Annotated in this window: 7 protein-coding genes and 1 pseudogene; 6 read left to right on the top strand and 2 right to left on the bottom strand. The window is 58.7% G+C overall.

From position 1 onward, the window contains the following. From ACVWZ1_RS13900 to cobW, 3 genes and pseudogenes are all read left to right on the top strand, one after another. Window positions 1–657: pseudogene (locus ACVWZ1_RS13900) on the top strand (photosystem II D2 protein (photosystem q(a) protein)); the annotation flags it as partial. A 210-nt stretch (window positions 658–867) separates the two neighbouring features. Then, complete coding sequence (gene psbC, locus ACVWZ1_RS13895) at window positions 868–2,217, top strand: photosystem II reaction center protein CP43 (RefSeq protein WP_457491143.1); 1,350 nt, start codon at window positions 868–870, stop codon at window positions 2,215–2,217. Window positions 2,218–2,348: 131 nt separating this feature from the next. Next, window positions 2,349–3,407, top strand: a complete 1,059-nt coding sequence (gene cobW / locus ACVWZ1_RS13890) for a cobalamin biosynthesis protein CobW (RefSeq protein ID WP_457503716.1) — start codon at window positions 2,349–2,351, stop codon at window positions 3,405–3,407. A 103-nt stretch (window positions 3,408–3,510) separates the two neighbouring features. Here cobW and ACVWZ1_RS13885 read toward each other — a convergent pair whose 3' ends face one another. Further along, complete coding sequence (locus ACVWZ1_RS13885) at window positions 3,511–4,467, bottom strand: NAD-dependent epimerase/dehydratase family protein (RefSeq protein WP_414358402.1); 957 nt, start codon at window positions 4,465–4,467, stop codon at window positions 3,511–3,513. Window positions 4,468–4,676: 209 nt separating this feature from the next. Here ACVWZ1_RS13885 and ACVWZ1_RS13880 point away from each other — a divergent pair, with 209 nt between their 5' ends. Beyond that, entirely contained in the window at window positions 4,677–5,705 is a 1,029-nt protein-coding gene (locus tag ACVWZ1_RS13880) for an ABC transporter permease (protein WP_457503714.1), read from the top strand. 24 nt (window positions 5,706–5,729) lie between these two features. On the opposite strand, the gene ACVWZ1_RS13875 is transcribed toward ACVWZ1_RS13880, so the two are convergent. Next, a complete protein-coding gene (locus ACVWZ1_RS13875) occupies window positions 5,730–6,725 on the bottom strand; it encodes an AAA family ATPase (RefSeq protein WP_414342457.1) in 996 nt (331 codons plus the stop codon). A 130-nt stretch (window positions 6,726–6,855) separates the two neighbouring features. Here ACVWZ1_RS13875 and ACVWZ1_RS13870 point away from each other — a divergent pair, with 130 nt between their 5' ends. Together ACVWZ1_RS13870 and ACVWZ1_RS13865 are read left to right on the top strand one after the other, a co-directional pair. Continuing rightward, window positions 6,856–7,296, top strand: a complete 441-nt coding sequence (locus ACVWZ1_RS13870; RefSeq protein ID WP_011432485.1) for an RrF2 family transcriptional regulator — start codon at window positions 6,856–6,858, stop codon at window positions 7,294–7,296. A gap of 77 nt (window positions 7,297–7,373) precedes the next feature. Beyond that, entirely contained in the window at window positions 7,374–8,288 is a 915-nt protein-coding gene (locus tag ACVWZ1_RS13865; RefSeq protein WP_414351627.1) for a S1 RNA-binding domain-containing protein, read from the top strand. The last annotated feature ends 212 nt before the right edge of the window (window positions 8,289–8,500 follow it).

The raw sequence follows: 8,500 nt of genomic DNA, 5'->3' as shown, positions 1-8,500 counted from the left end.
CTGGTGGGGGTGCGGCCCTACAACGCCATTGCGTTTAGCGCGCCGATAGCGGTGTTTGTGAGCGTGTTTTTGATTTACCCGCTGGGGCAGAGCAGTTGGTTTTTTGCCCCCAGCTTTGGGGTGGCGGGGATTTTCCGCTTTTTGCTGTTTTTCCAGGGGTTCCACAACTGGACGCTGAACCCGTTCCACATGATGGGGGTGGCTGGCGTTTTGGGTGGAGCGCTGCTGTGTGCCATCCATGGGGCGACGGTGGAGAACACCCTGTTTCAGGATGGGGAGGCGGCCAGCACCTTTCGGGCTTTTGAGCCGACGCAGTCGGAGGAGACCTACTCGATGGTGACGGCCAACCGGTACTGGAGCCAGATTTTTGGGATAGCGTTTTCCAACAAGCGGTGGCTGCACTTTTTCATGTTGTTTGTGCCGGTGACGGGTTTGTGGATGTCGAGCATTGGGGTAGTGGGGTTGGCGCTGAACCTGCGGGCGTATGACTTTATCAGTCAGGAGGTGCGGGCGGCAGAAGACCCTGAGTTTGAGACGTTTTACACGAAGAACATTTTGCTGAACGAGGGGATTCGGGCGTGGATGGCGCCGCAGGACCAGCCGCATGAGCGCTTTGAGTTCCCTGAAGAAGTCCTCCCCCGCGGCAACGCGCTCTAAGCGGGTGCTAACCCTCGAACGCTCGATTTTCCTGGATTCCTTGCATGAGTGTTGAGGTCGAGCGTTCGCCTGTTGGATCCCTGGATTCGATGGGTAGGCGCTCGGCCACTAGCAAGCCCTTTTGTTTTGGATCCCTATTTTGATTGCACTGGTTGTTACTGTTTTTGGAGGCTGGCCTCAGTGACTTCAACGACGTTTGGTTCCGTAGCGATGCAGGATCGCACCCAAGGCGGATTTGCCTGGTGGGCGGGGAATGCTCGCTTGATCAATCTTTCTGGTCGGCTTTTGGGTGCCCATGTGGCCCATGCTGGCTTGATCGTCTTCTGGGCGGGAGCGATGCTGCTGTTTGAGGTGGCTCACTTCACGCCAGATCGGCCCATGTATGAGCAGGGCCTGATCCTGATGCCCCACGTGGCCACTCTGGGCTGGGGGGTTGGCCCGGGGGGCGAGGTGATTGACACCTACCCCTACTTTGTCATCGGGGTGCTGCACCTGATCTCCAGCGCCGTGCTGGGGTTGGGGGGCATTTATCACGCCATTCGCGGCCCAGAAACTCTGGAGCAGTCTTTCCCCTTCTTCGGCTACGACTGGAAAGACAAGAACAAGATGACCACCATCCTGGGGATCCACCTGATCCTGTTGGGGTTGGGGGCTTTCCTATTGGTGGCCAAGGCCATGTGGTTTGGCGGTGTCTATGACACCTGGGCTCCAGGGGGTGGCGATGTGCGGGTAATTACTAACCCCACCTTGAACCCCGCTGTGATCTTCGGCTACTTGTTCAAATCTCCCTTTGGTGGGGAAGGCTGGATCATCAGCGTCGACAACATGGAGGATGTAATCGGCGGCCACATTTACATCGGCATTATCTGCATTGCCGGTGGGATCTGGCACATCCTCACCAAGCCCTTCGGTTGGGCTCGCCGCGCCTTCATCTGGTCTGGGGAGGCCTATCTCTCCTACAGCTTGGCGGCGGTTTCGCTGATGAGCTTCATTGCCACCTGCTACATCTGGTTCAACAACACCGTCTACCCCAGCGAGTTCTACGGCCCCACTGGCCCAGAAGCCTCGCAAGCGCAAGCCCTTACGTTCATCGTGCGCGACCAGCGCTTGGGGGCCAACATCGGCCAAGCGCAGGGGCCGACCGGTCTGGGTAAATACCTGATGCGCTCCCCCACGGGCGAGATCATCTTTGGCGGTGAGACGATGCGCTTCTGGGATGTGCGCGCTCCTTGGAAAGAGCCGCTGCTGGGCCCCAATGGCCTGGACTTGGATAAGCTGAAGAACGACATCCAACCTTGGCAAGCTCGCCGTGCGGTGGAGTACATGACCCACGCGCCGCTGGGATCCCTGAACTCGGTGGGTGGTGTGGCTACCGAGATCAACACGGTGAACTTCACCAGCCCGCGCACCTGGTTGGCTGCTCACAACTTCATCTTCGGCTTCCTGTTCTTCGTGGGTCACCTGTGGCATGCCGGTCGCGCTCGCGCTGCCGCTGCTGGCTTTGAGAAAGGGATCAGCCGCGAGAACGAGCCGGTTTACCGGATGAAGCCGATCCGATAAGGGCATAAGTCCCTCTGGAATGTACCTTTGGCCCCCCTTGCCGGGGGCCTTTTTTTGGGCATCCCCCCCTCAAGGATTGGCAGAAAGAGAGCCTGGGGTGGAAACTGAAGAGCGCTGAGTCATCAGAGCAGATGCACAAGATCCCTGTTACCGTCATCACCGGATTTCTGGGATCCGGCAAGACCACTTTGATCCGTCACCTTTTGCTCAACAACCAGGGCCGCCGCATTGCCGTGTTGGTTAACGAGTTTGGCGAAGTGGGCATCGACGGCGAGTTGCTGCGGGATTGCCAACTGTGTGAGGGGGAGGGATCCATCCCCATTCTGGAGCTGGCCAACGGCTGTCTCTGCTGCACGGTGCAGGAGGAGTTTTTGCCCACCATGGAAGCTCTGTTGCAGCGGCGGGCGGAGCTAGACTGCATCCTGATCGAGACTTCAGGATTGGCCTTGCCCAAGCCCCTGGTGCAGGCTTTCCGCTGGCCCACCATCCGTACAGGCGCCACGGTAGATGCGGTGATTACTGTGGTGGACGGTCAGGCTCTGGCCTCTGGGCAACTGGTGGGGGATCCGGCGGCCCTGGAGGCGCAGCGGCAGGCTGACGAAAGTTTGGACCATGAGACTCCGCTTGAGGAATTGTTTGAGGATCAGTTGAGCTGTGCCGATTTGGTGGTGCTCACCAAGGTGGATCAGATTACCCAAGAGGAGCAAGCTCGGGTGGAAAGCTGGCTGCGGCACCACTTGCGCCCTGAGGTTCAAATCCTCCCTTGTGAGCGGGGGCAGGTTCCCCCAGAAGTGCTCTTGGGCTTTAATGCAGCGGTGGAAGACCAGCTCGAGCGCCGCCCCAGCCACCACGATCACGGGGAGGAGCATGAGCACGAAGCTTTTGAGTCTTTCTACCTCAGCTTGGAGGGAGGTTATGAGCCGGGATCCCTGGTGGCTCAGCTACGCCAGTTGGCCCAAGAGGAATGTCTTTACCGGATAAAAGGGTTTGTGGCCGTCCCCTACAAGCCGATGCGCCTGGTGCTGCAGGGGGTGGGATCCCGATTTGAAACCTACTACGACCGCCCCTGGCGACCCCAGGAGCCGCGCTTGACCCGACTGGTGCTGATTGGGCAAAACCTCAACCGCGAGCGCATTGCCGCCCAGCTCCAGGCCTTGGCCATCAGAGAAACGGTGGCCCCCACCGGCTGATCCCTGTCGGAGGCGAGTGGGATCCCTTGGGTCCTCGGCTCTCATCCCCCCGTCCCAGAGGGAAAGGAAGCAGCGTCCAGTTCTACTGTTACTCAAAGGTGGTCTAGAGGTAGGTATCCAAAAGAGAGGCCACGGTGGGGAAGTGGCAGCGCAAACCCAGGGTTTCTGGGGAAATGGCCGGGTAAACAAAATGGCGCTGGCGCAGACAGAACTCATCCCAGGCTGAAAGCCGCACCCGAAATAGAAAGGCCAAGCCGCGAACGAGAGCCGGGGGCAGAGGCACTCGGAAATAGATCCGTTTTTTGAAATAAGCACACATCTGTTCCACACATTCATCCCAGGAGAGGGGGGGATTGCCCAAAACCCAATCGCCACCACCAGGCAGATGGGCCACCCAATAGGCCACCATCTCGGCCACATCGGCAGCGTGGATAAAGTGGAAGCTGGCATCCACCCGCAAAAAGCGGATCAGATCCAGCCAGCGGAGAACGTCCTTGAGGCCGGCAGTGATGTGGGAGTAGGGGTGGTGGGGGCTGCCGCCAAAGAGCAGGGTGGGATAAAGGGTGAGCAGGCGCTCCGGCCAGAAGCCGCTTTCCTGCCGCCGCAGCAGCATCTCGTACTTGCTGCGGATGTAGTCGGTGCCGGCCCGTCCGGCAATGGCCAAAGGCTCCAGGTCCTGGTTCAAAAGGCTGGCCGTGGAAAAGTAGATCACCTGCTGACAGCGCTCCGGATCCAACAACTGAAAGAGCTCCAGGGTGTGGGTAACATTCACGGCCCAAGCCAGGGCGGGATCCCCCCAAGCTGCCGCCATGTGGATCAGCCCATCCATCTGGCGCAGCAGAGCGGCGTGTTCCCGGATGCGCAGGAGATCGCCGGGTACTAGGGTGATAGGGGCGGGCAGCCGTTCTAGGGGCAGCCGCAGGCGGCTGGTCTCGCGGATGAGAACGTACAGGTGGTAGGCGGGCCGCTCCGGAAACTCGGGATCCCTTTGCTGGGCCAGGCGCTCCAACACATAGTGCCCCAGGCAGCCGCTAGCGCCGGTAAGAAACAGGTTTCGCAAGAGGTCTTCCCAACGGGACTCGATGAAAAAAGCTTCTGACTAGTGTACCGCTTCAGCTTCTGTCTGCCGGACTGCCTGAGCCCTCAATTCCCCTGCAAGAGAGCCGCTCGACTTGGCAAACCCCACACTGGAAATCTGGCCGCAAGGATGTCAGCATAGTTCGACAAGAATCCAACTCAAAGAGCATATCCGAATATCCATCTGCATCTGTGGCTGTAACCTCCTCTCCGCCTTCCCGTTCCCGCGCTTTTGGCCTTTGGCCGCCGCTGGCCTTGGTTTTGCAGCGGATCACCCAAGCGGTGCCGGTGCTGCTGTTGATCACGCTGCTCAGTTTTTTGCTGTTGCAACTGGCCCCCGGAGATTTTTTGGATCCCTTGCGGGCGGATCCCAGTGTCAGCCAGGAGTTTATTGCCCAAGAGGAAGCGCGGCTGGGGTTGGATAAGCCCTTGGTTTGGCAGTACTTGACCTGGCTGGGCAACCTGCTGCAAGGGGATTTCGGCATGAGCTATACCTACCGGGTTCCTGTGTTGGGGTTGATCGCCTCTCGGGCTGGGGCCACCCTGCTGCTGGCGGTGTCTTCCATTTTGCTCACCTGGATGATCTCCATTCCCCTAGGGATCCTGGGGGCGCTGCGGCAGAACACCCCCCTGGATCGGGCGTTGCAGTTGCTCAGCTACCTGGGCCAGGCCATGCCCAGCTTCGTGCTGGCCATTTTGCTGCTAATTGTGGCCCAAAACGTGAGCTGGCTGCCGGTAGGGGGGATGACCAGTGTTTATTTTGCCGAGCTTAGTTTGGGGGAAAAGTTGCTGGATCTGGGCCGCCACCTGCTCCTGCCCACGCTGGCCCTGAGCATCACCAGCTTTGCCGGGCTGCAGCGGATTACGCGCGGCAATTTCTTGGATGTGCTGCGGCAGGAATACATCCAGGCGGCGCGGGCCCGTGGGATCCCAGAGTGGCGGGTGATCTGGTTGCACGCGCTGCGCAACGCCGTCAACCCCTTGATCACGATCTTGGGCTTTGAGTTTGCCAATCTGCTCAGCGGCTCTTTTATTGCCGAGTTTTTCTTCAATTGGCCGGGGCTGGGCAAGCTGCTCTTGGAGGCTGTTCAAAGTTTCGACATCAATGTGGTGATGGCGGGGCTTCTGCTGGGGGCCGTGATGCTCATTCTGGGCAATTTGTTGGCCGATTTGCTCCTGATGTGGGTGGATCCCCGGATCCGACCCGACTCACTGCTGTAGTTAACCATTGCTGCTACGGATCCCTCAAACAGGCGGCTCAATTGTGGAGACAATATCCCGAATCACCGCCTCTGCCTCTTGCCGTCGGTTGCCGGCCATCTCTCCCGACCCGGCCAGAGAAACCCGATGGGTCAGTACCGGCACGAACAGTGCTTGCAGATCTTCTGGTAGACAAAAGCTGCGCCCTTTCACCAGCGCCTGGGCCCGTGCTGCCCGCGCCAAGGCCAGGGCTCCACGGGTGGATACCCCCGCCCGCAGCAGCTTGGACACGCGAGTGGCCTGCACCACCTGCAGAAGATAGTCCGCCAGGGATCCATCCAAATACACCTGATCCACCGCCGACTGAATCTCTCGCAACTCCATCAGGGAGAGAACCGGCTGCAGAGCATCCACCGGCTCGGCCTGTTGCCGTTGCAAGAGTAAAGCTCGCTCTACCTCAGGGCTGGGGTAGCCAATCGACAGCCGTACCAAAAACCGATCCAACTGGCTTTCTGGGAGGGGATAGGTGCCGTGGTACTCCAAAGGATTTTGGGTGGCCAACACCATAAATGGGCTGGGCAGCGGGTAGGTGCGATCGTCCAGCGAAACCTGCTTTTCCGCCATTGCCTCCAGCAGGGCACTTTGGGTGCGGGGCGAGGTGCGATTGATTTCATCCGCCAAGACCACGTGGGCAAAAATGGGGCCGGGACGAAATTCAAAATCCCCTTTTTCTTTGTTGAAAAGGGTGAGGCCAAGGATATCTGTCGGCAATAGGTCGCTGGTAAATTGAATCCGCTGAAACTTGGCTCCCAAACTGTGGGCGATGGCCCGCGCCAAAGTGGTCTTGCCTACACCGGGCACATCTTCAAGCAAAACATGACCTTCCGCAACCAAGGCCGTGACCACCGCCTGCACCACCTGCGATTTGCCCTGAAACACGGATTCGATATTGGCAATCAGCTTGCCAATCTGTTGGTGCAAGGTTTGTAATCGCTCCGCTGGGATCCGTGCTGAACCAGACCGGGTGCTGACACTCGCCATAAACCATTCCCAAAGGGGCCTATTCCACCTTACAGGCTGGATCCCATTGCCAGCTCAGGGCGGGATCCCGCTAAACCCCAGTGAAAAACCGGAGTATCATAGACCTAAGCCCTCCACAAGGATGGATATCTTGGAACTGTCTTGCAAAAGTGAATATGCTCTCCTGGCCCTTCTGGAATTGGCCCAGCACTACAGTGATGGCCAGGTGCTGCAGATCAAAGAAATTGCGGCCCATCAGTCCATACCCGACCGCTACTTGGAGCAACTGCTGGCCACCTTGCGCAGACAGGGGTTGGTGCGCAGCCAACGGGGATCCAAGGGAGGCTACTTCCTGGCCCGAGCACCCTGGCAGATCTCGCTGCTGGATGTTATCCAGGCCATCGAGGGGGAAGATCTCAGCCGCTCCCGCGACTTGCCCTCGGGCGATCTCACCCCAGAGCGGGAAGTGCTCCTGAAGGCCTGGCAAGATGCCCAAGCTGCGGCGGTAGCCATTCTCCAGAAGACCACCCTACAAGACCTCTGCGACCGGCAGGCACAACAGCAACAGGCTCGGCTCATGTACTACATCTAGGCCAGAGGCTGGAGCTGGGATCCTTGGAAGGTTTTGGGTTATCCTGAAACCCACTGCTTTTTGAATTGAGCCCTTCCATGACCGTTCGCTCTTCTCGCTCTCAGGCTGCCGATACGTTTTCCGCGGAAGATTTTGCCCAGGCTTTAGACAAGCAAAACCTCAGCTTTCAACCGGGGCAGGTGGTGCAAGGCCGCATCTTCCAACATCAGAACGATGGCGCTCTGGTGGATATTGGCGGCAAATCCCCGGCCTTTTTGCCCCTCAAGGAAGCAGGGATCCGCCCAGGGGAAGATTTGAGTGCGCTCTTTCCCCTAAAAACAGAAGCCGAGTTTCTCATCTTGCGAGAAGATGCAGAGGGACAAATTGTGCTCTCGGCGCGGCGGCTGAGGCTGAAGCGGCTTTGGGAGGAGCTGGCCCAGAAGCAAGCCAACGGCCAGACGGTAACCGTTCCGGTGATCGCCACCAACAAAGGGGGGGTGGTGGTGGATGTGCAGGGGCTGCGCGGCTTCATTCCCCGCTCCCACCTCAGCCAACGGGAAAGTCTGGAGGAGTTGGTGGGGCAATCCTTGACAGCAAGCTTTATCGAGGTGAACCCAGAAGCCAACAAGCTGGTGCTCTCCCAAAGGGCGGCTGTAAAGTCCGAGAACCTGAGCCGCTACACCAGTGGCCAAGTGGTGGAAGGCAAAGTCAGCGGACTAAAACCCTTCGGTGTGTTTGTGGACTTGGAAGAAGGGGTAACCGGGCTGTTGCACATCAAGCAGGTCAGCCAAAGTTTTGTAGCCTCGCTACCGGATTTGTTCAAACCAGGCCAACGCATCAAAGCTGTTGTCATCGATGTGGATGAGGCCAAGGGACGGATGGCCCTCTCCCTGCGGGTGCTGGAAAAGCATCCGGGCGAGGTGCTGGAGCAGCTGGACAGGGTTATGGAGGAGGCCGAAGAGCGGGCCGGTAAACTCAAGGGGAGAATAACATCCGACGGCCAAGTCATCTGATCCCATCTCTGCCTCGAGTTCGGATGCAAAACCTGCAGAGGGAAAGCAAGACGCCTTACGGCAATCAGAGGAAAATCACATAGGCAGTCGGCCCGGCGGCGCAGTCGTCCAAGTAAAAGTGCTCAACGCCTTACGGCAATCAGAGGAAAATCACGTGGGCCCGTCGCATCTTCCCCTGTAGGCCCATCGTGCTCAACGCCTTACGGCAATCA

This window comes from Thermostichus sp. MS-CIW-25 (assembly GCF_054060015.1).
This window is presented reverse-complemented; position numbering and strand designations above follow the sequence as displayed.

What these genes read in the sequence shown, in the direction of transcription:
- ACVWZ1_RS13865 (WP_414351627.1), top strand. Translation starts at nt 7,374, where the DNA reads ATGACCGTTCGCTCTTCTCGCTCTCAGGCTGCCGATACGTTTTCCGCG.
- cobW (WP_457503716.1), top strand. Translation starts at nt 2,349, where the DNA reads ATGCACAAGATCCCTGTTACCGTCATCACCGGATTTCTGGGATCCGGC.
- psbC (WP_457491143.1), top strand. Translation starts at nt 868, where the DNA reads ATGCAGGATCGCACCCAAGGCGGATTTGCCTGGTGGGCGGGGAATGCT.
- ACVWZ1_RS13875 (WP_414342457.1), bottom strand. Translation starts at nt 6,725, where the DNA reads ATGGCGAGTGTCAGCACCCGGTCTGGTTCAGCACGGATCCCAGCGGAG.